Below are 25,235 nucleotides of genomic sequence, written 5' to 3' on the forward strand. Positions count from 1 at the left end.
GCGTGGCCGAAGGTCACCGCGTGATCAGGCCTGTGTGATCAGGCCTGTGCCATTCCCGTCTTCACCCCGGCGCCGCACAGCGGCACCACGGCCTCCCGCCGGCCCAGGACGCCCTCCCGGACCGCGGCCCAGCAGGCCACCCCGGTTGACTCCACGTACAGCCCGCGTCCCGCGAGATCCGTCTGCGCGTGACGGATCTGGTCCTCCGTCACGGTCAGGAAGGTGCCCCCGGAGGCGCGTACCGCGCGCAGGATCTGGCGGGCCCGGAGCGGGTGCGGGATCGCGATGCCCTCGGCGAACGTGGGCGCCATGGGGGTGACGCCGACGAGGTCGTCGGCCCCCTCGGACCAGGCACGGGCCAGCGGGGCGACCGCCGCGGACTGGACGGCGTACAGGGCGGGCCTGCGGTCGATCAGCCCGGCCGCGTGCAGTTCGGCCACGGCGAGGGCGGCGCCGAGGAGCAGCGTGCCGTTGCCGACCGGCACCACGACGACCTCCGGCAGGCGTCCGCCGAGGTCCTCCCAGAGTTCGTGGACGTAGGTCTTCGTGCCGTGCAGGAAGTACGGGTTGAAGACGTGCGAGGCGTAGAACACGCCGTCCTCGTCGGCCGCCTCACGTGCCGCGCGTGCCGTCGCCTCGCGGTCGCCCTCGACCACCCGCAGCCGCGCCCCGTGCGCCTCGATCTGCTCCAGCTTCTTCGCGGAGGTGCCCTCGGGGACGTACACGGTGCAGGGCAGTTGGGCCCGCGCGCAGTACGCGGCGACCGCCGTGCCCGCGTTGCCGCTGCTGTCCGCGAGCACCTGCCGGGGCTGGAGCCGCAGCGCCAGCTCGGCCAGCAGCACCGCCCCGCGGTCCTTGAACGACAGGGTCGGCATAAGGAAGTCGAGCTTGGCCGAGACGCCGTCGCGGAGCGGGACCAGAGGGGTGCGGCCCTCGCCGAGACTGACCGTGGGGGCGGCCAGCGGCAGGCACTCCGCGTACCGCCACAGCGAGTTCACCCGCCCGGCGAGCGAAGTGAGGGGAGCCGGCGTCGGCGCGAAGTCCAGATCGAGCGGTCCGCGGCAGACCGGGCAGCACCAGGCGAGCGAGCCGGCGGGGACACGGGTGCCGTCCGTCGGGCAGAAGCAGTCCGGCAGTGGAGTCATAGGCGCAGGTTAGACGCGCCGGTGAGTGACGGAGCGTCACGACCGGACGCCCGCTGTCATGACCCCGCTGTGCCGCGCTTACGATGCGCGCAGCCATTCGGCAGTCGTACGCACGTTCCACCGCAGGTGGATGAGGAGCAAGGGAACTCGTGGCCATACCCCCGCCGCCCGGCCCGCAGCAGCCCGAGGGGCAGTACCCGCCGCCAGGGACACCGCCGGGCGGTCCGGAGACACCGCCCGGCGCTCCGGAGGCGCCCGGCGCCCACCCGCCCCCGTATCCGCACGCTCCGTACCCCCAAGGGCCTTTTCCGCAAGGCCCCTACCAGCAAGGGCCGTATCAGCAGTCCCCGTACGCGGGCCCCTACCAGCCCTGGGGCCAGGGCTACTCCCCGTACAACCGGCCCGTGCCCTTCAACGGGTTCGCGATCGCCGCGCTGGTGCTCGGCATCCTCTGCTTCCTGCCCGCCGTCGGGCTGGTGCTCGGGATCGTGGCGCTCGTCCAGATCAAGAAGCGTGGCGAGCGCGGCAAGGGAATGGCGGTGGGCGGCATCGTCATGTCGTCGATCGGTGTCGTGCTGCTCGCGCTCGTCGTCGCCACGGGGGGCGCGCGCGATTTCTGGGACGGCTTCCGGGACGCGGCGAACGACTCGGGAGGCACCGCGTTCTCGCTGGAGGTGGGCGAGTGCTTCGACACGCCCGGCGGCTCGCTGGGAGCCGTGGTGTTCGACGTCGACAAGGTGCCGTGCGCGGGCGAGCACGACGCCGAGGTGTTCGCGGACTTCGAGATGGGCGACGGCGGCTATCCGGGAGACAAGAAGGTCGCCGATGCCGCCGACCAACGGTGCTACCTGCTCCGGAACACGTACGCGATGGACTCCTGGGCCGTCCCGGACGACGTCGACGTGTACTCCTTCACGCCGACGTCGCAGAGCTGGCGCCGCGGCGACCGCGCCGTCAGCTGCCTGTTCGGGAACACCGACGAGAACGGCAGCCTGACGGGCTCCCTGCGCAATGACCAGCTGACGTTGGACCCCGACCAGTACTCCTATCTGAGCTCGGCGCGGGCCATCGACAACGCTCTGGACTCGGCGCCCGCCGCGGAGTACATCGAGGACGATCTGCCCGGCTACAAGAAATGGGCGGCCAGTGTCTCGGAGGCGGTGGCGTGGGAGGCGGACGGGCTGCCCGCCCACAGGTTCGGGCCGGCCGCGCGTGGACGGGTCGCCGCCCTGGCCAAGGACATGGCCCTCTCGGCGAAGGAGTGGGCGAAGGCCGCGGACGCGCCCGACGTGGACACCTTCTACGCGCACTACGACAAGGCCCTGAAGCTCATCGACCCCAAGAAGGCGGTCACCACCCGCAAGGCTCTGGGGCTCGGGACGACCCCGCCGAAGTACGACGAGGGCGGGGGCGGCGGTAGCGGTGGCGAAGGCGGCGGCCGAATCGAGGTGTGACGGCGGCCACAGTGGGGAGAAAGTGCCTGCGTAATGCCCTCAAGGAGCTTGCGTCATCACATCGAGTGATTCTCTGGCCTCTGCTTGCATGGCACAACCCACGGTTGCCACGCTGTTGCTGTCTGTACAATCTGATGGGAGCGGCTAAGTGACTTTCGGTGAGCAGCCGGCGTACTTGCGTGTCGCGGGTGATCTCCGCAAGAAGATCGTCGACGGCTCGCTGCCACCGCACACCCGACTCCCCTCGCAGGCCAGAATCCGCGAGGAGTACGGCGTCTCGGACACGGTCGCTCTGGAAGCGCGCAAGGTGCTCATGGCCGAGGGCCTGGTCGAGGGCCGCTCGGGTTCGGGCACCTATGTGCGGGAGCGGCCGGTGCCGCGTCGCGTCGCCCGCTCCGGATACCGGCCGGACAGCGGCGCCACCCCCTTCCGTCAGGAGCAGGCCGACCTCGCCGTGCGCGGCACCTGGGAGTCCCACAGCCGGCAGGTCGAGGCGAGCGGCGCGATCGCCGAGCGGCTCGCCATCCAGCCCGGCGACCGCGTGATGTGCACGAACTACGTCTACCGCGACGGCGGCGAGGCGATGATGCTCTCCACATCGTGGGAGCCGCTCGCCGTCACCGGGCGTTCGCCGGTCATGCTCCCCGAGGAGGGCCCGCTCGGCGGCATGGGCGTCGTCGAGCGGATGGCGGCCATCGACGTGATCGTGGACAACGTCACCGAGGAGGTGGGCGCGCGCCCCGGCCTCGCCGAGGAACTCCTCGCGCTGGGCGGCGTACCGGGACATGTGGTCGTCGTCATCCAGCGCACCTTCTACGCCTCGGGCCGTCCGGTGGAGACGGCGGACGTGGTGGTCCCGGCGGACCGGTACCGGATCGCCTACCACCTGCCGGTGAAGTGACCGCGCGTCACCTTCGTACGGCATTTCGTACGGCATTTCATACGCCATAGCGTCCGGCACGTCCGGCATGGCGTCCGTGGTGTCCGGCGGCGTCCGGCCTTCGGGCGGACGCCATGACCGGTGGTCCCGGTCCGGGATTGCCGATGCCTCAACGGGAGCGCCCGCGGCCTCGGTTGGAATCTGGCCTTTCTCAAGTGGCGGGCCGGGGAAGGACTTCGCCCTGTTCGAGGGCGCGCGAGGAGTCGCGGGCGGCGTGTTCGGCGGTGTGCGCCCCCGGGTCGCCGTTCCCTACTGGCCGGTTGCGTACCTCTTTGTGTAAAGCCGTATTCGCTGCGTGAAGGTTAGGCGTAGGCTCGGGCATATGCGGATTGCGGTTTCCTTGGATTGCGGGGTTCGGCGGGGGCCCGGGGCGGGAAGTGGAGGGGCTTGATGAACGACGGCACGATCACTCTTCCCTGGCTCGTCATACGGCAGGACGACAACGGCAATCGCTACCGCGTCGGCAGGTACGCGACCCGCGCCGAGGCCCAGAAGATCGCGGACAGCCTCGACGATCGCGGGCACAAGCAGCTCTACTGGGTCGAGCGGATCGGGCAGAACGGAACCCGGTGATCCATCCCGACCGGGACCCCGCCCCGCTCCCGTAGGCTCCGGCGCATGACGGAACGGATCGTGGTGGTCGGAGGCGCCCTGGTGCGCGACGGGCGCCTGCTCGCCGCCCGCCGCAGCGCACCCCCCGACCTCGCCGGGCGCTGGGAACTGCCGGGCGGCAAGGTCGAGCCCGGCGAGACTCCCGAGCGCGCCCTCGTGCGCGAACTGCGCGAAGAGCTCGGCGTCGACGCGGAAGCGCTGGAGCGTGTCCCCGGCGAGTGGCCCCTGAAGCCGGGATACGTCCTGGTGGTGTGGGCCGCGCGGCTGCTGCCCGGCTCGGCCGAACCCGGGGCCCTGCAGGATCACGACGAGCTGCGCTGGCTGACCCCCGAAGAGATCTGGGACGTGGACTGGCTGGATCAGGACGTACCGGCGGTCAAGGGCGCGCTGCCGTGGCTCGTTCAGGGCGTGTGATGAGCCAGGTGCGGATTCGTACGCCGTTCGCGCCATAGTGTGCCCCCCGGCGCGGTAAAGCGTCACGGATACCGGGTATGTGCCCATTAATCCCACGAAACCGGACATGGGTGGGTTCCTGGTCTGGGAAGTGATCGGCTTGATCGACACCGAAGGCGACTGCGCAGAGTGGACCTTTCCTGCGGAGCCCGGTGCCGTCCGCACCGCCCGTGCCGTCGTCCGGGGGCAGCTGCGCGATTGGGGTCTCGACTCCCTCGGCGACATCGCCGCGCTGCTGGTCAGTGAACTGGTGACGAACTCGCTCCGGCACGCGACGGGTCCGATCGGCGTCCGGCTGGTGCGTCCCGAGGATGAGCAGGGCGCCCTGCGCGTCGAGGTCTCCGACCCGCTGCCGGACCCGCCCCGTGAACGGGCCGCCGACACCTCCGACGAGAGCGGCCGCGGACTCCAGCTCGTGGCCGGCTCGTGCCGGCGCTGGGGCACCCGGCCCGCGGACACGGGCAAGACCGTCTGGTTCGAACTGGCCGTGCCGGGCTGAGACACGGCGGCCCGGGATGCCCGACCGGCGTCCGGCCGGATCAGGCCCCTGTCAGGTGTCGCATGGTGTGATTCGACGGGGCGCCACCTGGTTAGAAGACAGGGAGTATGTCGCGGCCGGTCCAAAAACCATCGGGACCGTGCTGTGATCGTGAACACCGTGTTGCGCGGCGCCGTAGTGCTGGATACTGCGGGCAGCCGCCCCCGGTGACCGGTGCCGGACGCGGTGAGCTGGAGGGGACGGTTCGCGTGAGCGAGATACCAGCGAAGGCCACGGAGTCCGAGGACCCGTCGGACGGCGCGAGGGCTGATGCGGCGGACGACTTCGCGCGCGCGGTTCCCCGTGAGGCCGCGGGCACCACCACGGGCGAAGAGGCCGACGGCACGGAGGCCGGCCTGGCCGGTGACGCGGTCGGCGAATTGCCGGGTGACGCGATGTGGCAGAGCAGTCCACCCGGTTCGATCTACGACTACATCAAGGCCGCCTCCTTCTCCATCGGCGCCGACGGGCTGGTCGACCAGTGGAGTCTGCGGGCCGAGCAGCTCTTCGGGATCTCCGCGGAGCGGGCCGTCGGCATGGACCCCATCGAGGCGTTCGTCACCGCCGACCGGCGTGAGTTCGGTCAGCGGAAGATGGCGGAGATCCTGGACGGCCGCGAGTGGACCGGCCTGGTGCCCTTCCGGACGCCCGCCTCCGAGGACGCCGGTGAGGGCGCCGGGAACTCCGGGGGCACCGAGGGCCTCGCCGAGGTCTATGTGATGCCGACGACGACCGAGCACGGTGAGCGGGCCGCCGTCTGCATCGTCGTGGACGTCCGCACCCTGCGCACCATCGAGACGGACCTCGCCGCCTCGCAGGCGATTTTCGGTCAATCTCCGTTCGGATTCCTGCTCATCGACACGGACCTCCGGGTCCGGCGCGCCAACCAGCGGTTCGCCTCGATTTTCGGCGGCAGCGTCGACGACCACCACGGCAAGGGTGTCCACGACTATCTGCCGCGCGCGGAGGCCGAACGGGTGACGGCGATCCTGCGCCGGGTCCTGGAGACCGGCGACTCGATCACGGACATGCATGTCACCGGGCAGGTGCCCGGCTCCGACGAGCGCCGCCACTGGTCCATCAACCTCTACCGGGTGCACAGCGGCAGCGGCCGCCCCATCGGCATCGCCTGGCTCGGAACCGACATCACCGCCCGCCGCGCCGCCGCCCGTGAAGCAGCCGCGGCACGGCGGAATCTCGCCCTTCTGAACGAGGCCGGCGCCCGCATAGGCAACTCCCTCGACCTGGAGACCACCGCACGCGAACTCCTCGACGTCGTGGTCCCCGGTTTCTGCGACCTCGCGACGGTCGACCTGTACCAGGGTCTGCTGGCCGGCGACGAGACCCCGCCGGGCCTCGCCGACGGCAGTGCCGAACTCCGCCGGGTCGCCTTCGCCAGCGCCGTCTCCGATGCACCGTTCGTCGGCGGTCCCGCGCCCGTCGCCGTCGGCGCGGTCCACCACTACCCGTTCAACTCGCCCTGCGCGGACGCCCTGCGCACCGCACGGCCGCAGCACATCCCCGCCGAAGAGGGCGGCCTCATCCAGTCCACGCTCGCGGTCCCGATGGTCGCCCACGACACGGTGGTCGGACTCGCCCAGTTCTCCCGCACGAAGGGCAGCGAGCCCTTCGGGGAACGCGACCGCGCCCTGGCCGTGGAGCTGGCCGCCCGCGCGGCCGTCTGCATCGACAACGCCCGCCTGTACCGCCGTGAGCACGAACGCGCGCTCATCCTGCAGCGGTCCCTGCTGCCCCCGGGCGACCCCGAGGCCTCCGGTCTCGACATCGCGTGCCGTTATCTGCCGGGCAACGCGGCGACGGAGGTCGGCGGCGACTGGTTCGACGTCATCGAACTCCCCGGTCACCGCACGGCCCTCGTGGTGGGCGACGTGATGGGCCGTGGGCTGCGCGCCGCCGTGGCGATGGGTGAACTCCGCACCGCGGTACGCACCTTGGCCCTGCTCGATCTCGAACCCGCCGAAGTCCTCTCGGCGCTGGACGAGATCGCGCGCGGACTCGGCACCCCTGGGGGGGTCCAGCAGGCCACCCGTACGGCACGCCAGCCCCGCGACGCCGACCTCTCCGAGGTGTACCTCGCGACCTGCGTGTACGCCGTCTACGACTCCGTGACCCGCCGGTGCACCTTCGCCAACGCGGGCCATCTGCCGCCCGTGCTGGTCGAGCCCGGCGAGACCGCGCTGATGCTCGACGTGCCGCCCGGGATGCCGCTCGGGGTGGGCGGCGAGCCCTTCGAGGAGGTGGAGGTCGAACTGCCCGAAGGCGCGCTCCTGGCGCTCTACACGGACGGACTGGTCGAATCGCGCGACCACCCCCTCGACGAGGGCCTGCAAGCCTTCGTAGGCGCCCTCACCGACCCCTCCAGCCCGCTGGAGGACGTGTGCGACCACGTCCTCAACACCCTCGACACCCACCACGGCGAGGACGACATCGCCCTGCTCATGGCACGCGTGCAGGGGCTGCCCGCCGACTCCGTCGGCGACTGGACCCTGCCGCGCGAGCCGCGCAGTGTGGGCCGGGCCCGCGAGTACGCGCGCAACCAGCTCGTCGCCTGGGACCTGGAGCCGCTCGTCGACACGACGGAACTGCTGGTCAGCGAACTGGTGACGAACGCCCTGCGGTACGGCGAGGGCGAGATCAGGCTGCGGCTGCTGCTCGACCGCACCCTCGTCTGCGAAGTCTGGGACGCCGGCCTCGTCCAGCCGCGCCGCCGCCGTGCCCGCGACACCGACGAGGGCGGGCGGGGCCTGCAGCTCGTCGGCCTCCTTTCCGCCGGGTGGGGCTCCCGCCGGACCCCGCGCGGGAAGACCGTGTGGTTCGAACTCCCGCTGCCGGACGGGGGGACGGGGCTCACCGACCCGGCGGAGGCGTTGCTGAGCCTGTTCTGAGGGCTCAGGTGAAGGAGACTGCCCGGCGGCCCCGGGTGTGCGGGCCGCCGTAGCTCATCGGGCCGCCCTCACCGTCGCTCAGAAGGATCCCGCCGAGCACCGCGCCGCCCGCTCCGGGGCCCCCGCGGCCGCCCGCGGGGTTGCCGTACGCCCGTACGTCCCGCTCGGCGAGGCGGCGCGCCTCCCGGGCGAGGTCGTCGGCCCTCCGTACCTCGGAGAAGGTGGCGGACCCCGACCCGAGCAGCCGTTCCGCCTCGGCCAACCGGGTCCGGGCCTCGCTGCCGACCGCTCCGCGGTGCGTGCCGATGAAGCACGACGCCCCGGCGAGCGTGCTGCGGGCGGGGAGAAGCGCGTGGGCGCGCCCGTCGGGAACGTCACCGCCCCCTGCCCGGGCGAGGCCCGCGGCCGCCTCCGCCACGCGGCGCAGCGCGTCCAGCGGGTCGTACGGCCCGGCCGCCGTCTCATGACGCACTCCGGAGAGAAGCGTCTCGGTGTGCCCCAACTGCCCTACGAGTCCGGCGGAACCGTTCGGCGCGTGTCTGCCGGCGGTATCCCGAACGGCCTCCACCGCCGCGAGCGCCACGGGCAACTCCGCTGCCGCCGAGGCGAGTTCGCCCGCCAGCCGGCCCACGCCGTTCACCAGGTCGGCAGCCTGCCCCAACGCCCCCTCCGCGGCCCGGAGATGGGCGGCCGCCTTCGCTCCGTCGCCCCGGTCCGCGTACTGCCGTGCCTGGTTGAGATGGAACGTGGTGAACACGAGCCGGTCCTTGGCCTGTCCGGCGTCGCCGACGACCGGGAGCGACGTGGCGGGGGCGTACCGCTTGTGGAGATCGGCGATCGTGGCCTCGGCGGCCGGGGTGCGCGCGGCGACCTCCCGGAAGCGGGTCTCGGCGGACTCCAGCGCGGCCACCGCGTTCCGCTCCAGCGCCCGGATCTGATCGAACCCCGGGGCCGCCTCGTCCAGCCGCCGCCCGGCGTCCTGGCACCGGGTGATGATCTCGTCCAGGACCTCCCTGATGTCGTCCTCGGCGAGGATCGCGCCACCCGCCGCCGCCTCGTCGAGGCGCTGCCGCAGCCGGAAGGCGGCGGCGAGTTCGGCCTCCGCGTGCCGCAGGTCGTATACGAACGGTTCCACCGCGTCGCCCGCCGACCGGTCCGCGGCGAGGCCGAGCTCCTCCGCCCCGACGCGCACACAGTCGTCGATCTCGACGAGCAACTGCCGGGCCTGCCGGTCGAGTTCATGGAGTGGCACGACCTCGGGATCACCGCCGGGTGTCGTCCGGGTCGTCGCCCGCCGTCTGCGCCGCGCGTACCCGTACGCCGCGAGCGCGCCGGCGGCGCCGACCGCGACCAGGGGCGGCACGAGATCGCCGGTCGTCGTCCCGTCCTGCGGGGCCGCGACCGGCGGAGCGGTGACCCCCGCACTCCGTGCCACGGTCGCCGGGTCGTCGGCGCCCGCCCGCGCCAACGGCAGCACCAGCCATCCCACCGCGACCAGCCCCCCGAGCACGGCATGCGCCACCCGCACGGCTCTGTGCGACGGGGCCCGGCGCGACCGGCTTCGACTCAGGGGCGACGTCACATTTGGGAGCGTATGGCCGTTCGAGCGCCTCCGCGACCGGTATACGAGGAGTTGGGGGCAGTTGGGGTACGGGAGGTGTCGGGGTGTACGGGAGGGGCGTGGGGGGTCGTTCTCGCGGGCGCCCTCGCCGCCCGGGGCCGTACGGGCCCCGCGCGATGCGTTCGCCGCGGGACGCCGCACCGTGTGATGACGGTCCGGGTCCCGCGTGCGATCATCACGACGCGTGCCTCTGCACGGCACGCGGGGGAGTGGGACTTCGATGCACTGGTATTTCGTCGGGTTCGCCGCACTGATCGTCATCGCGCAGGCCGGATTCGGGATCGCTGCCATCGCGAGCTACTGGATCCCGCCGTGGGCGCGTCGCAGGGTCGTGCGCCCGAAGCTGTGGGGCTGGGGCTCGTTGACGGGGGCCGTGGGATGGTCCCTGTTCATGTTCCTCGGACCGCTCCGCGGACCCGACGCCGAGTTCACGCCGTACGCCCTGGGCGGGATGGGCCTGTTCGTCGCGAGCCAGGTGGTCCAGATGATGGGGCAGCACCCGGGCCGGCGCCCGGTGGCCCCGCCGGACACCGAAGGGCGGTGACGGCAGGACGCGAGCGGACCGGGGACGGCGCGCCGCCCCCGCCCGGGCCCCCGCCTACGTCCGCCGCCGACCGATCTTCGAGCCCAGCCAGACGAGCGGGTCGTACTTGCGGTCGACGGCCCGTTCCTTCAAGGGGATCAGCGCGTTGTCCGTGATCTTGATGCCCTCGGGGCAGACCTCCGTGCAGCACTTGGTGATGTTGCAGTAGCCGAGGCCGTGCTCGTCCTGGGCCGTGCGCTTGCGGTCCAGGCCGGAGTCCGCCGCCGCGTCCAGCGGGTGCATGTCCAGCTCCGCCACCCGCATCAGGAAGCGCGGTCCGGCGAACGCCGGCTTGTTCTCCTCGTGGTCACGGACGACATGGCAGGTGTCCTGGCACAGGAAGCACTCGATGCACTTGCGGAACTCCTGCGAACGGTCGACGTCCTCCTGCATCATCCGGTACTCACCGGGTCCGACACCGGCGGGCGGCACGAAGGCGGGGACCTCGCGCGCCTTGTCGTAGTTGAAGCCGACGTCGGTCACCAGATCCCGTACGACCGGGAACGCGCGCAGCGGGGTGACGGTGATCGTCTCCTCCTGGGTGAACACCGACATCCGCGTCATACACATCAGCCGCGGCCGCCCGTTGATCTCCGCCGAGCACGAACCGCACTTGCCCGCCTTGCAGTTCCAGCGCACGGCGAGGTCGGGGGCCTGGGTGGCCTGGAGCCGGTGGATGATGTCCAGCACCACCTCGCCGTCGTTGACCTCGACCTCGAAGTCCTTCAGGCCACCGCCCTTCACATCTCCGCGCCACACCTTGAAGCGGGCCTCGTAGCTGCTCACGCGTACCGCGCCTCCTCGTACCGCTCCTGCTCCCTGCTCACTCGTACAGCTCCTCTTCGGCGAGGTACTTGACCAGCTCCTCCTTCTCGAAGAGGGCGAGCAGGTCGGGGCGGATGGGCTGGGTGGTCTCGTTCACCAGGTCGATCTGTCCGGCCACCGGGTCGGTGGCGGCCAGCCCGCCGGTGGGGTCGGTGAGCCGGCACAGGAGGTTGATCCGGCGCCAGGAGCGCTCCATCGCCGGGTGGTCCTCGCGGGTGTGCCCGCCGCGCGACTCGGTGCGTTCCAGCGCCGCCCGTGCCACGCACTCGCTGACCAGGAGCATGTTGCGCAGGTCGAGGGAGAGGTGCCAGCCCGGGTTGAACTGACGGTGGCCCTCCACCCCGGCCCGGCGTGCCCGTACCCGCAGCTCGGCGAGTTTCTCCAGGGCCCGCTCCATCTCGCCCTCCCGGCGGATGATGCCGACCAGGTCGTTCATCGTCTGCTGGAGCTCCTGGTGCAGGGTGTACGGGTTCTCGGGCGGGTGCGCGCCGGAGGCCGGGACGCCGTCGGCGGACGCGGCGGATTCGGGTCCCTCGGCCGAGAAGGGCCGCAGCGCCTCCGCCGCGGCCGCGTCGATCTGGGTGTCGTCCAGCGGCGGGCGGGCGCCGTCCCCGGTGAGTCCGGCCGCGTACTCGGCCGCGTGCCACCCGGCACGCCGGCCGAACACCAGCAGGTCGGAGAGGGAGTTGCCGCCCAGCCGGTTGGAGCCGTGCATACCGCCCGCGACCTCGCCGGCCGCGAACAGCCCGGGTACCCCGCGGGCCGCCGCCGTGTCCGAGTCGACCGCGATGCCGCCCATCACGTAGTGGCAGGTGGGCCCGACCTCCATGGCCTCCGCCGTGATGTCGACGTCGGCCAGCTCCTTGAACTGGTGGTACATGGACGGGAGTCGGCGCTTGATCACCTCGGCGGGCATCCGGGTCGACACGTCGAGGAAGACGCCGCCGTGCGGCGATCCGCGGCCCGCCTTCACCTCGGAGTTGATCGCCCGCGCGACCTCGTCGCGCGGCAGCAGCTCCGGTGGGCGCCGGTTGTGGTCCGGGTCCTCGTACCAGCGGTCGCCCTCCTCCTCCGACTGCGCGTACTTCTCCTTGAAGACATCGGGGATGTAGTCGAACATGAACCGCTTGCCGTCGGAGTTGCGGAGCACTCCGCCGTCGCCGCGCACCGACTCGGTGACGAGGATGCCCTTGACCGACGGCGGCCAGACCATGCCCGTCGGATGGAACTGCACGAACTCCATGTTCAGCAGCGGCGCCCCGGCGAGCAGCGCCAGCGCGTGCCCGTCGCCCGTGTACTCCCACGAATTGGACGTCACCTTGAAGGACTTGCCGATGCCGCCGGTGGCGATCACCACGGAGGGCGCTTCGAGGACGAAGAAACGGCCCGACTCACGCTCGTAGCAGAAGGTCCCGGAGACGCGCTCGCCGTCCTTCAGGATCCTTGTGACGGTGCACTCCTGATAGACCTTCAGGCGCGACTCGTAGTCACCGGTCTCCTTCATGTCCTCCTGCTGGAGGGACACGATCTTCTGCTGGAGCGTGCGGATCAGTTCGAGTCCGGTGCGGTCGCCGACGTGGGCGAGGCGCGGATACTCGTGGCCGCCGAAGTTGCGCTGCGAGATCCGCCCGTCCTTCGTCCGGTCGAAGAGCGCACCCCAGGTCTCCAACTCCCATACACGGTCCGGGGCTTCGCGGGCGTGCAGCTCGGCCATCCGCCACTGGTTGAGGAACTTGCCGCCACGCATGGTGTCGCGGAAGTGGACCTGCCAGTTGTCGCCGGAGTTCACATTGCCCATGGCGGCCGCGATGCCGCCCTCGGCCATCACCGTGTGCGCCTTGCCGAACAGCGACTTGCAGATCACCGCCGTACGGGCGCCGCGCTCGCGTGCCTCGATCGCGGCACGCAGTCCGGCGCCACCGGCACCGACCACGACGACGTCCCACTCCTGTCGGTCGACCACGGACATCAGAAGGCCCCACTCATGTCAGAAGAAGCGCGGATCGTCGAAGGCGCCGGACGCGACCAGGTACACGTAGAAGTCGGCGAGCGCCACGCTCACCAACGACGCCCAGGCCAGCAGCATGTGACGGGCGTTCAGCTTCCCGACCCACTGCCACATCCGGTAACGCACGGGGTGTTGGGAGAAGTGCTTGAGCTTCCCGCCGACGATGTGCCGGCAGGAGTGGCAGGAGAGGGTGTACGCCCAGATCAGCGTGATGTTGACCAGGAACACCAGCGTGCCGAGGCCCATGTGGCCCCAGTTGTAGTGCTCGTCGCGGAAGGAGAGCACGGTGTCGTACGTGAGGATGCCCGCGACGACGAGGGCCGCGTAGAAGAAGTACCGGTGGATGTTCTGCAGGATCAGCGGGAAGCGGGTCTCGCCGGTGTACTTCTTGTGCGGCTCGGCGACCGCGCAGGCCGGTGGGCTCGCCCAGAAGCCCCGGTAGTAGGCCTTGCGGTAGTAGTAGCAGGTCAGCCGGAAGCCGAGCGGGAAGATCAGGATGATGATCGCGGGGGAGATGGCCCACCAGCTCCCGAACAGGTCCGCGTTCGGTCCGGCGTGCATGGTCCCGCACCGCTCGGCCAGACAGGGCGAGTAGAACGGCGAGACGTACGGCGCCGCGTAGTAGTGCGCGTCCGAGAAGGCCCGCCAGGTCGAGTACACGACGAAGGCCAGCAACCCGGCCGCGGTGGCGGCGGGCGCCAGCCACCAGCGGTCGGTCCGCAGATGCGGGGCGGCGATCGCGGCGCGCGTACCCGTTCGTACACCGCCGCTGTTCAGATGAGGTTCCGTACCAGTGGCCAACTTCGCACTCCGGTCGGGTTCGGGGGTGCGCCGGTGTCGCGGGCGCTAGTGGGAGGGACCGTGGTGCGCGCCGAGACCCTCGTCGTCGGAATCGGTCCACAAGGAGCTGTCGTACGGGGTGTCGGGGACGGGCACCAGATCGGGCAGTCGGCCGGACGCGGAAACCGCCGGTCCGGGCCCGGTGGAGAGCCTGGGGGAGGGGCCGGTGGCCTCGCGCAGCAGCGCGACGCTTTCCCGCAGGTGGTCGGCGTCGGCGCGCACGCGGCGCATCTCCAGACCGGCGCCCATCTGTTGTTCCAGGCGCCGCACCGACCGCTGCAGATCGTCGAGGCTGCGCTGGACTGACGTCAGGTCGTCGTGCACGGACATGACTTGCCCTCACTTCCGCGGGCCCCGCGGCCCCAGGCGGCAACGTTCATGCGCCTGCGAGTGTTGCGCGTCACCCGCACCCGTGTGAAGGCGTGTGCACGGATTGAAGGCTGACGCGCTCCAGAACGAGTCCCGCGCGCCGGTTCATTTCCCTGTGCGCCGGTCGATCTCCCCGCCCGCCCAGGGGCGGCGCAGGGGACCGCGCGGAGGCCTCACGCCCCACACACGCCGCGACAGGGTCCGGGCCCGTGGAGCGGCCCCTGGTGGGGCGCGTGGCGCGTCCCGGCGTACTGACCGTGGCACTTCCCCTCGTACGGACCGTGGCGCGTCCCGTCGTACGGGACCGTGGCGGGGTTCCGGATTGCGCCGGACGAGTGGGGTTCCGTACGCCCGTCGCCGTGTCGCCGCCCCTGCCCCACCGCACTGCTCTTCAGTTGGCCCGTAGATCAGATCAGCTCCATATACCGCCAAACGGGATCAGAAGCAGACCTGCCCCCTACAGCGGAGCGTCCCCCGGAGGTTGCAGTGATGTCCCACGAAGGCGTCGGACTGCGCGCGGTGATGCGCTCGGCCGCATTCCTCACCGCGGGCGTGCTCGCGGTACCCGCTCTCGCCGCCTGCAGTGCGGACGACGAGGCGGACAAACCCGCGGCCGTGCAGGACATCGCGCCCGCGTCCCGTGACCTGATCGCGGACGGCGGCACCCTGCGCTGGGCCGTGGACGCCGTACCGGAGACGCTGAACACGTTCCAGGCAGACGCCGATGCCGCGACCTCCCGTGTCGCCGGTGCCGTCCTGCCGTCGATGTACCGGCTGGACGCGAACGGGCGGCCGCAGATCAACTCCGACTACCTGGAGTCGGCGAAGGTCGTGGGCACGTCGCCCAAGCAGGTCGTTCTGTACAAACTCAACCAGCAGGCCGTGTGGAGCGACGGACGGGAGATCGGCGCCGCCGACTTCGCCGCCCAGTGGCGCGCCCTGTCCGGCAAGGACTCCGCGTACTGGACGGCACGCAACGCCGGTTACGACCGTATCGAGAAGATCGAGCGGGGCAAGAACAACCTGGAGGTCCGCGTCACGTTCAGCCGGCCCTACGCCGACTGGAAGGCGCTGTTCTCGCCGCTGTACCCGAAGGACGTCATGGGTACCGCGGACTCCTTCAACGATGGCGCGCGGCGCAAACTCAAGGTCACCGCGGGGCCCTTCGCGCTGAAGGAGGTCGACCGCAAGGGCGGCGAGGTCCGCCTCACGCGCAACGCGCGCTGGTGGGGCCACCCCAGCAAGCTCGACGAGATCGACCTGGTGGCGGTGGCCCGTGACAAGCGGGCCGAGGCGCTCGCCGAGGACAAGCTCGACCTGGCCGAGATCGACCCCGCCGAGGCGGAACGCGTCACCCTCGCCGCCCGGAACAAGGAGGGCGCCCCGCTGCAGGGGGCCACCCCGACGGGCGAGCGGCGCACGGCGGGCGCGAAGAGCGAGAAGGACACGTCCGGAGAGAAGAGCGAGAAGGACACCTCCAAAAAGAAGGGCGAGAAGGACTCGTCCGCGGAGGAGGACGGGAAGCACGCGGCGGACGAGAAGAGCGACAGCGGCGACAGGGACAAGGGCACCGACGGCGAGAAGAGCGCCAACGGCGAGAAGAGCGCCAAGGGCGAGAAGAGCACCAAGCGCGAGAACAGCGACAAGGACGAGGACAGCGACGCAGGCGAGAAGGGCGACGACAGCGAGAAGGGCGAGGCAGGCGCGAAGGGGAACGAGGCCAAGGCGGCCCCCTCGCGGTCGGCGCTGAGCTACTTCGTGGTGCGCAAGTCCCTCGAACCCGCCTACACCCAGCTCGCCCTCAACGGCTCCGAGGGCCCCCTCGCCGACGAGCGCGTCCGCCGCGCGGTGGCCCGCGCCCTGGACCGCAAGGAACTCGCCCGGGTCGTCCTCCAGCCGCTCGGTCTGCCGGCCGAGCCGGTCGGCAGTCATCTCGCGCTGGCGGGCCAGGCGGCGTACGCCGACAACAGCGGCGCCCTCGGCGACCAGGACGCCGCCGAGGCGCGGGCGCTGCTCGCGGACGCCGGGTGGGTGCCGGGCGGGCCGATCACCGAGCAGAAGAAGACGGAGAAGGCGGCCGGGTCCAAGGGCAAGAAGAAGGACGCGGGCGAGGACGACAGGCCGGGCAAGGGCGGGACGTACCTCGACGGCGAGGACGACAAGCCGTCCGGGCTGGACCGGCAGCCGGCACAGGACCCCAAGGACCACACCAGGAAGCAGGAGCAGCAGGCCGACGCGAGGTCGGGCGCACACAAGGACGAGCAGGCCGCCCGGCACCTGGACGGCCGGCAGTACGCCGGGCAGGGCGGGCTTCCGGGGGCGTACGCGCCCAAGGGGACGGCCGTTCCCAAGGGGACGGCCGCTCCGGCGGGCGCCGCGTCCAATGTCCTCGCCAAGGACGGCAAGCCCCTGACGCTCCGCTTCGTCGTGCCCTCCGGTGCGGGCTCGGAGTCCCTGCGGCTCGTCGCCGACCGGATCGCGCGGATGCTCCAGCACATCGGTGTCCGTACGGACATCTCGAAGGTCTCCGACGAGAGCTACTTCAAGGACCACATCGCCTCGGGCCAGTACGACCTGGCGCTCTACTCGTGGCCCGCTTCCGCGTTCCCGGCCACCGACGCCCGCCCGATCTACGCCAAGCCCGTTCCGGCGGCCGACGGCTCGCTGAGCGTCGAGCAGAACTACACCCGCGTCGGCACGGACCAGGTCGATCAATTGTTCGACCAGGCGCTTTCCACCCTGAACGAGGACGAGGAGCGCTCCCTGGTCCGCAAGGCGGACGCGCGCATCTGGGCGGCCGCCGGCTCCATCCCCCTCTATCAGCGCCCTCAGCTGGCCGCCGCCCGCATCGGTCTGGCGAACACCGGAGCCTTCGGATTCCAGACCCCGGTGTACGAGGACATGGGTTTCCTGAAGAAGGGCGCGCACCCTTCGGCGAGCCCGTCGAAGAGCCGGTGACCTGCGGGTGAACGACCGGGGCCCGCCTTGTGGCGGGCCCGCCGGGTCCGGCCCCCCGTGGCCCTGCGGAGGCCGCCTCCGTCCGGGCCACGTACCATGGGGTAAGGCCGTGGCGTGTTCAGCCCGGCAGGCCCCGCGCTGCGGAGGCCGTCCACTCACTCCGGGAGAAGCGCCTCAATATGGCCACGCGCCACGACATCCGCAACGTCGCCATCGTCGCCCACGTCGACCACGGCAAGACCACTCTGGTCGACGCCATGCTCAAGCAGGCCGGTGCCTTCGCCGCGCACGCCGCCGAGTCGCTCGACGACCGCATGATGGATTCGAACGACCTGGAACGTGAGAAGGGCATCACGATCCTGGCGAAGAACACGGCGGTCAAGTACCACCCGAAGGATGGCGGCGACGTCATCACGATCAACATCATCGACACCCCCGGCCACGCCGACTTCGGTGGTGAGGTCGAGCGCGGTCTGTCGATGGTGGACGCGGTCGTCCTGCTGGTCGACGCCTCCGAGGGCCCGCTGCCGCAGACCCGTTTCGTGCTGCGCAAGGCGCTGCAGGCCCGCCTGCCCGTCATCCTGTGCATCAACAAGACGGACCGCCCGGACTCGCGCATCGAAGAGGTCGTGAACGAGGCGTACGACCTCTTCCTCGACCTGGACGCCGACGAGGAGCAGATCGAGTTCCCGATCGTCTACGCGTGTGCGCGTGACGGCGTGGCCTCGCTGACCAAGCCCGAGGACGGCACCGTCCCGGCCGACAGCGACAGCCTGGAGCCGTTCTTCACCACGATCCTGGAGTCCGTCCCGGCCCCGTCCTACGACGAGTCCGCGCCGCTCCAGGCCCACGTGACCAACCTGGACGCCGACAACTTCCTCGGCCGTATCGCGCTGCTCCGTGTCGAGCAGGGTGAGCTGCGCAAGGGCCAGACCGTCACGTGGATCAAGCGCGACGGCACGATGTCCAACGTGCGCATCACCGAGCTGCTGATGACCGAGGCGCTCACCCGCAAGCCCGCCGAGGTGGCCGGCCCCGGTGACATCTGCGCCGTCGCCGGTATCCCGGACATCATGATCGGCGAGACCCTGGCCGACCCGGAGAACCCGATCGCGCTGCCGCTGATCACGGTCGACGAGCCGGCGATCTCCATGACCATCGGCACGAACACCTCGCCGCTGGTCGGCCGCGGTGGCACGGGCAAGGGCGCGGACGCCAAGGCCGCGGTCAAGGACAAGGACCGCAAGGTCACCGCCCGCCAGGTCAAGGACCGTCTCGACCGCGAGCTGGTCGGTAACGTCTCCCTCCGTGTGCTCGACACCGAGCGCCCGGACGCCTGGGAGGTCCAGGGCCGCGGTGAGCTCGCGCTCGCCATCCTGGTCGAGCAGATGCGCCGCGAGGGCTTCGAGCTGACCATCGGCAAGCCGCAGGTGGTCACCCAGGTGATCGACGGCAAGGTGCACGAGCCGGTCGAGCGCATGACGATCGACGTGCCCGAGGAGCACATGGGCGCGGTCACGCAGCTCATGGGCGTCCGCAAGGGCCGCATGGACAACATGTCGAACCACGGCTCCGGCTGGGTCCGCCTGGAGTTCGTCGTTCCCTCGCGTGGCCTCATCGGCTTCCGGACCGAGTTCCTGACCGGCACGCGCGGTACGGGCATCGCCCACTCCATCCACGAGGGCCACGAGCCGTGGTTCGGCACCCTGACGACCCGTAACAACGGTTCGCTGGTCGCCGACCGCGCCGGCGCCGTCACCGCGTTCGCGATGACGAACCTCCAGGAGCGCGGTGTGCTGTTCACCGACCCCGGCACCGAGGTGTACGAGGGCATGATCGTCGGCGAGAACTCCCGCGCCGACGACATGGACGTGAACATCACCAAGGAGAAGAAGCTCACCAACATGCGGTCCGCCGCCGCCGACTCGTTCGAGGCGATCGTCCCGCCGCGCAAGCTCTCCCTGGAGCAGTCGCTGGAGTTCTGCCGCGACGACGAGTGCGTCGAGGTGACCCCGGAGTCCGTTCGCATCCGCAAGGTCGTTCTCGACCAGAAGGAGCGCGGTCGCACCGCGAGCCGCGCCAAGCACGGCTGATCCACCGGCCTCACCGGCTGATCCACCGGCAAAAAGAGCCCGGGTACCCCCAGCGTGGGGGTGCCCGGGCTTTTTGCCACCCGTTTTCCGCCCCCTCGTGTCCGAAATGCGGTACACCCCGACCGATACGCATGTAACACGTCCGTTTCGGGGGCTTCTCCCGCAGATCATTTTGTCCAGATTTTGGAAGATGTACGCGCCAGCTGTGATGGAACCGAGACCTAAAGGCTGTGGTCGGTTATCTGGCTCATGTCAGATAGTTAGCCGCGTAACGCTCGGGTCAATGGGTCATGCGCTGTGGGGACAGCGCCGACTCACGAGCACAGTGGGGTGTTTGTTCCTCCGTCAGGGGTGTCGGAGGTCAATCAGTACCCCTCCTGTCCGTGCACCGGTTGAGTCATGAGGAGGTACCCATGTGCGGTGTCATCAGCACCATGTGGGTCACATCGTCCCCTGCGGTCCGCGACGACGGCGCGGAGTTCCGAGCCCGGATCCGTGCCCGCGCGTACTGACGCGGAGGCCGGCGCAGAAGCCCGGCCCGACGGACCGCGACGTGGTCTCAACTACGCGCGTCCCACTGGGGATTCCAGGCGACTGCCGGGTAATTGACGTCTCTTCTGAACCGAACGGTGGCCGGGCACGCCAGGTGACGGCCGCCGACTCGGCACAGCCTCCTCCGCTCCGGCGGACCGGCGCTGCCGAGTACGGCACACCCACACTTGCGGAATGGGCGAATTGTGACGAGTCCTATCGAGACTGAGGACGGCGCGGAACCGGTCGTCGTGCACGGCGGGCAGGTGGCGACCGCGAAACCCGAGGGCGAGCAGCTCGTCGGTCGCTCTCCCGGCCAGTTGATGTGGATCCGCTTCAAGCGGGACCGCTCGGGGGTCATCTCCGCCTACGTCGTGGGGTTCTTCTTCCTGATCGGGCTGATCGCCCCGCTGATCGCCAAGGTGTACGGCAAGAATCCGTACACGGTGTACGCGGACGAACGTCCGGAGCTCTTCGACAGCGCCGGCGTGCCGCTCCAGCCCAACGGCGGTATCAGCAGCGAGTTCTGGTTCGGCCTCGAGCCCGGCAACGGCTACGACGTCTTCACCAAGCTGATCTTCGGCATCCGGACCTCGCTGATGATCTCCGTGGCGGTGACGGTCACGGTCGTGATCACCGGCATCCTGCTCGGAGTCACCGCCGGCTACATCGGCGGGAAGGTCGACTACGGCATCAGCCGCGTCATCGACTTCCTGCTGGCCTTCCCGTCGCAGCTCTTCTTCATCGCGAGCATGCCCGTCGTGGTCTCGCTCTTCGTGAGTCCGCGCGACGAGACACCGACCTATGTACGTGTGGTCGCGTTGATCGCCGTCCAATGGGCCCTCGGCTGGATGAGTCTCGCCCGCATCCTGCGGGGAACGGCACTGGCCCTGCGAGAACGGGAGTTCATCGAAGCGGCCAAGGTGAGTGGGGCATCTCCCTGGCGGATCATCAGCAAGGAGGTGCTGCCCAACGTGGTCACACCGCTCCTGGTGCAGTCCACCTACCTGCTCCCCAACTTCGTGACGATCGAGGCGGGCCTGTCGTTCCTCGGTGTCGGAATCGTCGAACCGACGCCCGACTGGGGACAGATGTTCTCCAAGGCCTCGACGGAACTCGTCCTGCAGAACGACATCACCTACATGTTCTTCCCGGGTGTCTCGATGATCATTTTCGTCGTCGCGTTCAACCTGCTCGGGGATTCGGTCAGGGACGCCTTCGATCCCAAGACGGCTCGCTGACCAACAGAGTTGTGGGCGCCTTCGCCCCGATTTCGAATGGCAATTCCACAGCACATCAATGGCACTTCACTGGTTCGACACCGCAACTCCACGGCACCACAGGTGCACTTGTTCGCGCCGGTGATACACAGATGGGTAGGAATCTGAGTGATGAGTAGGGGCGGACGCCACGCATACGCCGCAATCTCAGTGCTTGCGGCGGGAGCTCTCGTGCTCACCGGTTGCAGCAAGGGCGGCAGCGACAACGGGAACGGCGGCAACAAGGACAAGGAGAACGCGAAGCGGCAGCAGGCGTCGATCAAGTTCGGCAACGCCGCGGACTCGACCGGACCCGCGGCCGAGGTGCCCGGCGCGAAGAGCGGCGGCACGATGGAGGTCCTCCAGCGCGACAGCTACGCGCACCTGGACCCGGGCCAGATCTACGTCTCCGACGAGGGCTCCCTCGCCACGCTGCTCCACCGTGGTCTCACCGGGTACAAGGCCACGAGCGACGACGGCTCCAAGCACGAGATCGTCGGCGACCTCGCCACCGACTCCGGCACCACGACGGACGGCGGCAAGACCTGGAAGTACACGCTCAAGAACGGCATCAAGTTCGAGGACGGTACGGCGATCACGTCCAAGGACGTCCGCCAGACCATGGAGCGCCTCTTCGCCCCCTTCATCAACCAGGGCCCGCCCTACATCCAGCAGTGGCTCGCCGACACGCCGGGCGCGGACTACCGCAAGCTGCTGAAGGACGGCCCCTACAAGGGCAAGCACCTGCCGGACAGCATCCTTCAGACGCCGGACGACAAAACCATCGTCTTCAAGTTCAAGACGTCGCACCCCGACCTGCCGTACGCCCTCGCCATGGCGGGCTACGCGGTGGTGTCCGCGAAGGGTGACACCAAGGAGAAGTACGACCGGGCGCCCGTGACGACCGGACCGTACAAGATCCAGTCGTTCAAGTCCGGCAAGTCGATGGTCCTCGTGAAGAACACCAACTGGGACCCGAAGACGGACCCGATCCGTCACCAGTACGTGGACCAGTTCAACATCACGTTCAACCAGCAGTTCGAGGCGTCCACCAAGACGCTGCTGGCCGACACCGGCGCCGACCAGGCCGGCATCAGCTTCAACAACCAGGTCGACGCGGGCAACCTCTCCAAGGTCCTCGCCGACCCGAAGATGAAGGCCCGTACGGTCTCGGGCTTCCAGCCCTACGTCGGCCAGATGAACATCAACATGAGCCACCCGGCTCTCAAGGACAAGAAGGTCCGCGAGGCCATCGCCTACGCCCTGCCGATCACGCCGTTCGTGCGAGCCTTCGGCGGCACCGAGGCGATGGAGGTCGCCGGCGGCCTCATCAGCCCGACCGTCAGTGGCTACGACGCGTCCTTCGACCCGTTCGGCAAGCGCAAGAAGCCGGCCGGTGACCCCGTCAAGGCCAAGGCCCTGCTGAAGGAAGCGGGCAAGGTGGGCATGAAGCTGACCTTCGGCTACACCAACACCCCCGAAGGCCAGCAGTACTCCACCGCCATGGCTGAGGGGCTGAAGAAGGCCGGCTTCGACGTCCAGCGCCAGGAGATCCCGGCCGAGACCTACTACGACCAGGTCAGCAAGCTGGACAACAACTACGACATCTTCCACACCGCGTGGGGTGCCGACTGGCCGTCCGCCTCGACCGTGATCCCGCCGCTGTACGACGGCCGCGCGATCGCCGACGGCGCGCAGAACTACTCGCAGGTCAACGACCCCAAGGTGAACGCGGACATCGACCGCATCAACAAGATCACCGACCCGGTCAAGGCCGCGGCCGAGTGGGAGAAGGTCGACCAGTACCTGGTCAAGGACGTCGTCAACGAGGTCCCGACCGGCTACTACAAGCAGACCCAGATCGCCGGCAGCAAGGTCGGCGGCCTGGTCTACGACGACGTGATCGGTGGCGTCGACCCGCGTCGCCTGTTCGTCAAGTAACCGTCGCTCTGACGGGGCCCGGTGCGCTCGCCGCCACGCGAGGCGGACGCGCCGGGCCCCGCTGGGCCCCGCTGACGTCTGAGAGCTGCCCCTGCCATGCTGCGCTTCCTCATTCGCCGGACACTCGGCGCCGTCGTCATTCTCTTCCTGCTGAGTATCGTCGCGTTCCTGCTGTTCTTCGGGATGCCGAGGGACCCGGGGTTGCTGATGTGCGGCAAGACATGCACGCCCGCCAACCTCGCGAACATCCACCACGTGCTCGGCCTCGACAAGTCGATCCCGGAGCAGTACGGGATCTTCCTGCACAACCTCGTGCTGGGCAGCAGCGGCTTCACCCAAGGTCCGTGCCCCGCACCCTGTTTCGGGTACTCGTACCACACCAATGAGCAGGTCTGGGGCACGCTGATGGACCGCCTGCCCACGACGGTGTCGCTGACGCTGGGCGCCGCGGTCTGCTTCCTGATCGTGGGTCTGGGCACGGGCATGCTCGCCGCATGGAAGCGCGGCACGTTCGTGGACAAGACGGTGACCGCCGGGGCGATGGTGCTCAGCTCGATGCAGATCTACTTCCTCGGACCACTGGCGCTGGCGGCTCTCGTCTACCAGAGCCACCTCTTCGACAAGCCCGCCTACAACGACTTCACCGCGAACCCGGTCAGCTGGTTCAGCGGGCTGATCATCCCCTGGGTGATCCTCTCCACGATCTTCGCCTCGCAGTACACGCGTATGGCGCGCTCGTCGATGATCGAGCAGCTCCAGGAGGAACACGTACGCACCGCGCGGGCGAAGGGCATGTCGCGCAAGTACGTCTTCTTCCGCTACGCCTGGCGCGGTTCCCTGATCCCCATCGTCACCATCTTCGGCATCGACCTCGGCTCGCTGCTGGGCGGCGCGATCATCACCGAGTACACGTTCGGACTGCCCGGCCTCGGCAAGCTCGCCGTCGAGTCGGTGTTCTTCAGCGACCTTCCGCTGCTGCTGGGCGTGATGCTCTTCTCCGCCGCCATGATCCTGCTGTTCAACATCATCGTGGATGCCTGCTACGCCTTCATCGACCCGCGCGTGCGGCTGTCCTAGGAGCATTCCGTGACCACTCTGACCAAGGAATCGGGCGCCGGTGCCCCGGCGGACTCGGGTGCCTTCCTCTCGGTGCGTGACCTGTACGTCCGGTTCAAGACCGAGGACGGCGTCGTCAAGGCCGTCGACGGGCTCTCCTTCGAGCTCGAACGGGGCAAGACCCTGGGCATCGTGGGGGAGTCGGGCTCCGGCAAGTCGGTGACCAACCTGACCATCCTCGGCCTGCACAACCCGATGTTCACGACCATCGAGGGCGAGATCGTGCTCGACGGCCAGGAGCTGATCACGGCCCGTGAGTCGGAGTTGGAGAAAGTGCGCGGCAACAAGGCCGCGATGATCTTCCAGGACCCGCTGACCGCGCTCTCCCCGTACTACACGGTGGGCCGGCAGATCGCCGAGCCGTTCAGGAAGCACACCGGGGCCTCGAAGAAGGCCGCCTGGGACCGGGCGGTGGAGATGCTCGGCAAGGTCGGCATCCCCAACCCCAAGGAGCGGGCGAAGGACTATCCGCACCAGTTCTCCGGCGGTATGCGCCAGCGCGCGATGATCGCGATGGCGCTGGTCTGCGACCCCGACCTGCTGATCGCGGACGAGCCGACCACCGCACTCGACGTCACCGTGCAGGCCCAGATCCTCGACCTCCTGAAGGACCTCCAGCAGGAGTTCGGCTCGGCGATCATCTTCATCACGCACGACCTGGGCGTGATCGCGGACATGGCCGACGACATCATGGTGATGTACGCGGGCGGCGCGGTGGAACGCGGATCGGTGAACGAAGTGCTCCGCTCGCCCCAGCATCCCTACACCTGGGGCCTGCTGAACTCCATGCCGCGGCTGGACTCGGACCTCAGTACGCCGCTGGCCCCCATCCCCGGCGCGCCGCCCTCCCTGCTGAAGCCGCCGTCGGGCTGCCGGTTCCACCCCCGCTGCACCTTCCGGGGCGAGGTCGGGGGCGCGCGGTGCGTCGACGAACTCCCGCTGCTGCCGGCGGGCCGGGGAGGCGCGTGCCACCTCACGGCCGAGCAGAAGCAGACCATTTTCATCGAGCAGATCAAGCCCCGGCTGCGGTAGGGAGACAGCGT

Annotated in this window: 19 protein-coding genes; 13 read left to right on the forward strand and 6 right to left on the reverse strand. The window is 69.7% G+C overall.

What is annotated here, in order from left to right:
• Positions 1 to 38: 38 nt before the first annotated feature.
• Entirely contained in the window at positions 39 to 1,145 is a 1,107-nt protein-coding gene (locus ACZ4N5_RS04115) for a threonine synthase (RefSeq protein WP_467755577.1), read from the reverse strand.
• 149 nt (positions 1,146 to 1,294) lie between these two features.
• Here ACZ4N5_RS04115 and ACZ4N5_RS04120 point away from each other — a divergent pair, with 149 nt between their 5' ends.
• From ACZ4N5_RS04120 to ACZ4N5_RS04145, 6 genes are all read left to right on the forward strand, one after another.
• Positions 1,295 to 2,599, forward strand: a complete 1,305-nt coding sequence (locus ACZ4N5_RS04120) for a DUF4190 domain-containing protein (protein ID WP_467755578.1) — start codon at positions 1,295 to 1,297, stop codon at positions 2,597 to 2,599.
• 148 nt (positions 2,600 to 2,747) lie between these two features.
• Positions 2,748 to 3,500 (forward strand): GntR family transcriptional regulator, encoded by a 753-nt coding sequence (locus tag ACZ4N5_RS04125; protein ID WP_467755579.1) that lies wholly within the window; start codon positions 2,748 to 2,750, stop codon positions 3,498 to 3,500.
• Between the two features lie 429 nt (positions 3,501 to 3,929).
• Complete coding sequence (locus ACZ4N5_RS04130; protein WP_266454873.1) at positions 3,930 to 4,112, forward strand: SPOR domain-containing protein; 183 nt, start codon at positions 3,930 to 3,932, stop codon at positions 4,110 to 4,112.
• 45 nt (positions 4,113 to 4,157) lie between these two features.
• On the forward strand, positions 4,158 to 4,565 hold the full coding sequence (locus ACZ4N5_RS04135; RefSeq protein WP_467755580.1) for a (deoxy)nucleoside triphosphate pyrophosphohydrolase: 408 nt from the start codon (positions 4,158 to 4,160) through the stop codon (positions 4,563 to 4,565).
• Positions 4,566 to 4,671: 106 nt separating this feature from the next.
• Positions 4,672 to 5,103 carry an ATP-binding protein gene (locus ACZ4N5_RS04140; RefSeq protein ID WP_467755581.1) on the forward strand — a complete coding sequence of 144 codons (432 nt, stop codon included), beginning with the start codon at positions 4,672 to 4,674 and terminating at the stop codon, positions 5,101 to 5,103.
• Between the two features lie 248 nt (positions 5,104 to 5,351).
• Positions 5,352 to 8,048, forward strand: coding sequence for a SpoIIE family protein phosphatase (locus ACZ4N5_RS04145; protein WP_467755582.1), 2,697 nt, complete (start codon positions 5,352 to 5,354; stop codon positions 8,046 to 8,048).
• Between the two features lie 4 nt (positions 8,049 to 8,052).
• Here ACZ4N5_RS04145 and ACZ4N5_RS04150 read toward each other — a convergent pair whose 3' ends face one another.
• Positions 8,053 to 9,570 carry a hypothetical protein gene (locus ACZ4N5_RS04150; protein ID WP_467755583.1) on the reverse strand — a complete coding sequence of 506 codons (1,518 nt, stop codon included), beginning with the start codon at positions 9,568 to 9,570 and terminating at the stop codon, positions 8,053 to 8,055.
• Positions 9,571 to 9,889: 319 nt separating this feature from the next.
• Here ACZ4N5_RS04150 and ACZ4N5_RS04155 point away from each other — a divergent pair, with 319 nt between their 5' ends.
• Positions 9,890 to 10,213 carry a hypothetical protein gene (locus ACZ4N5_RS04155; RefSeq protein ID WP_467755584.1) on the forward strand — a complete coding sequence of 108 codons (324 nt, stop codon included), beginning with the start codon at positions 9,890 to 9,892 and terminating at the stop codon, positions 10,211 to 10,213.
• Between the two features lie 54 nt (positions 10,214 to 10,267).
• Here ACZ4N5_RS04155 and ACZ4N5_RS04160 read toward each other — a convergent pair whose 3' ends face one another.
• From ACZ4N5_RS04160 to ACZ4N5_RS04175, 4 genes are read right to left on the reverse strand one after another with little or no spacing between them, the layout of a single operon-like run.
• Positions 10,268 to 11,038, reverse strand: a complete 771-nt coding sequence (locus tag ACZ4N5_RS04160) for a succinate dehydrogenase/fumarate reductase iron-sulfur subunit (protein WP_467755585.1) — start codon at positions 11,036 to 11,038, stop codon at positions 10,268 to 10,270.
• Positions 11,039 to 11,075: 37 nt separating this feature from the next.
• The gene (locus ACZ4N5_RS04165) at positions 11,076 to 13,046 is read right to left on the reverse strand and encodes a fumarate reductase/succinate dehydrogenase flavoprotein subunit (protein ID WP_467755586.1); all 1,971 of its coding nucleotides are present in this window, start codon (positions 13,044 to 13,046) and stop codon (positions 11,076 to 11,078) included.
• Between the two features lie 18 nt (positions 13,047 to 13,064).
• Entirely contained in the window at positions 13,065 to 13,886 is an 822-nt protein-coding gene (locus tag ACZ4N5_RS04170) for a hypothetical protein (protein WP_467755587.1), read from the reverse strand.
• Between the two features lie 45 nt (positions 13,887 to 13,931).
• Positions 13,932 to 14,255, reverse strand: coding sequence for a hypothetical protein (locus tag ACZ4N5_RS04175; RefSeq protein ID WP_355845032.1), 324 nt, complete (start codon positions 14,253 to 14,255; stop codon positions 13,932 to 13,934).
• Between the two features lie 528 nt (positions 14,256 to 14,783).
• On the opposite strand from ACZ4N5_RS04175, the gene ACZ4N5_RS04180 reads away from it, so the two are divergent.
• The 6 genes from ACZ4N5_RS04180 (at position 14,784) to ACZ4N5_RS04205 (ending at position 25,224) form a co-directional block, all read left to right on the forward strand.
• A complete protein-coding gene (locus ACZ4N5_RS04180) occupies positions 14,784 to 17,252 on the forward strand; it encodes an ABC transporter family substrate-binding protein (RefSeq protein WP_467755588.1) in 2,469 nt (822 codons plus the stop codon).
• Positions 17,253 to 17,431: 179 nt separating this feature from the next.
• On the forward strand, positions 17,432 to 19,345 hold the full coding sequence (gene typA / locus ACZ4N5_RS04185; protein WP_467755589.1) for a translational GTPase TypA: 1,914 nt from the start codon (positions 17,432 to 17,434) through the stop codon (positions 19,343 to 19,345).
• Positions 19,346 to 20,082: 737 nt separating this feature from the next.
• Entirely contained in the window at positions 20,083 to 21,117 is a 1,035-nt protein-coding gene (locus ACZ4N5_RS04190) for an ABC transporter permease (RefSeq protein ID WP_467755590.1), read from the forward strand.
• Positions 21,118 to 21,267: 150 nt separating this feature from the next.
• Positions 21,268 to 23,076: an ABC transporter substrate-binding protein gene (locus ACZ4N5_RS04195; protein ID WP_467755591.1), complete on the forward strand. Its 1,809-nt coding sequence runs from the start codon at positions 21,268 to 21,270 to the stop codon at positions 23,074 to 23,076.
• Between the two features lie 96 nt (positions 23,077 to 23,172).
• Positions 23,173 to 24,153 carry an ABC transporter permease gene (locus tag ACZ4N5_RS04200; RefSeq protein WP_467755592.1) on the forward strand — a complete coding sequence of 327 codons (981 nt, stop codon included), beginning with the start codon at positions 23,173 to 23,175 and terminating at the stop codon, positions 24,151 to 24,153.
• A 9-nt stretch (positions 24,154 to 24,162) separates the two neighbouring features.
• On the forward strand, positions 24,163 to 25,224 hold the full coding sequence (locus ACZ4N5_RS04205) for an ABC transporter ATP-binding protein (RefSeq protein WP_467755593.1): 1,062 nt from the start codon (positions 24,163 to 24,165) through the stop codon (positions 25,222 to 25,224).
• Positions 25,225 to 25,235: the final 11 nt, after the last annotated feature.

Source organism: Streptomyces sp. NPDC026500 (genome assembly GCF_055567635.1).